This is a genomic window from Dolichospermum sp. LEGE 00246 (assembly GCF_015207865.1).
In the GTDB taxonomy this organism is placed as follows: domain Bacteria; phylum Cyanobacteriota; class Cyanobacteriia; order Cyanobacteriales; family Nostocaceae; genus Dolichospermum; species Dolichospermum heterosporum.
This window is the reverse complement of sequence record NZ_JADEWA010000742.1, coordinates 1-1,372: the sequence shown is the minus strand read 5'-3', so window position 1 is coordinate 1,372 and position 1,372 is coordinate 1. Positions and strand designations below refer to the sequence as shown.

The following is a 1,372-nucleotide window of genomic DNA, read 5'->3' as shown; positions in this document are numbered from 1 at the left end:
GGTTTAAAAAATGTTCAGTTTCTTGAAGTGAGGAAAATTTTAGTAATTGTTGAATTTGTACAGAAGTCATGATTTTATTTCTATAAGCTTCTACTGCTAAAGCTTCCAAGAGTTTTTGTGGTAAATCTTGCCAGTTTTGTTGTAGTTGGTTGCCAATATCTTCAGGAATTTCGATAGTAATTTGCATATTTTCGTCTTTTTTCCAAAATCAGGATTTATTTAATTATACATGATATTTTTTGTCAGAATCAGGATGTCCAGGATTAAAGGATTTTCAGGATAGTAATTTTGGATGTTGTTGGTGAGGATTGTCTGAATCAGGATGTCCAGGATTTGAGGATTTTCAGGATGGTAATTTGGATGTTATTTGTGAATATTTTAATACTGTAAATTACAGCTACACTAATAGTCTATTAAGAACAACAGATTGGTTCTTATGCTAAAATCTCTATTTTTCATGGATAATAAAAAAATAACATCCTGTACATCCTTTAATCCTGGATATCCTGATTCAGACAAAAATACTATCGTTGTAATTCCCTAATTCTATCTTGGGCTTTTCTCAACAAGTCCTCATTACCCCCCTGTTGTTGATATAATTTCACAGCTTGCTGATAGTCAGATATTGCTGCTTGATTATTTTCTAAAAGATAATGAGCATTTCCCCGGTTGTAGTAGGCATGGGCATAGTTAGGATTAATTTTGATAGCTTGGTTGTAATCGGCGATCGCAGCTTGTTTATCTCCTAAATCATAACTGACAACTGCATCTAGCAACAATGCAAGTGCAATTGCTTCTGCTTCACCTCTATCTAAATCTCGCTGTAATAGCTGTACCAAAGATGGATTATTAACCTCCCGCACTTGAAGCCATCCTGCAACTAGAGCTTCTCGCAGTGGCGAAGTATTACTGATCACTGCCAATTCATAATGGCGATTAATCCCTCGTTCTCCTAATAATTTCCCAAATTCATATTTTCCCATAGAAGCTAACTCTCTAGCCTTACCAAAAGATAATAGTTCTTGACTATAGAGAGCCAATGCTAATTCAACCAATAATTCCTGTTCTATACGTTTTTCCGGTAGTCGGATTGCTGCAATTACAGAATCGGGAATAGACAGTTGCACACTCATAATTGTTTACCCATCAATTAAAAAAATACCCAAAAATTTCTTGTGGTGCGGGACGAATTGCCCGCTAATCATCAAGGACGGGCAGGATGCCCATCCCACAAAATTGGGTAATTTATTTTTTGGTGTTCCCTTAGAAAAATTCGGCGTGTCTGAAGTTTTCAACCCCCTAAACTAGTAGTCTGTCAAATAAATTTTGACGGGTAATGATCGGAAAAAAATTCTGTTCTTCCCTCCCCCAC

At 36.1% G+C, this 1,372-nt stretch carries 2 protein-coding genes; both read right to left on the bottom strand.

The window, feature by feature from the left end; translation table 11 throughout:
• The coding region (locus tag IQ228_RS26065; RefSeq protein WP_193965014.1) for a UPF0175 family protein at window positions 1-187 on the bottom strand (187 nt) is incomplete at its 3' end.
• Between the two features lie 337 nt (window positions 188-524).
• The gene (locus IQ228_RS26060) at window positions 525-1,133 is read right to left on the bottom strand and encodes a UPF0175 family protein (protein WP_228044096.1); all 609 of its coding nucleotides are present in this window, start codon (window positions 1,131-1,133) and stop codon (window positions 525-527) included.
• Window positions 1,134-1,372: the final 239 nt, after the last annotated feature.

Coding starts and splice junctions, on each gene's coding strand:
- IQ228_RS26060 (WP_228044096.1), bottom strand. CDS start 1,133: ATGAGTGTGCAACTGTCTATTCCCGATTCTGTAATTGCAGCAATCCGA.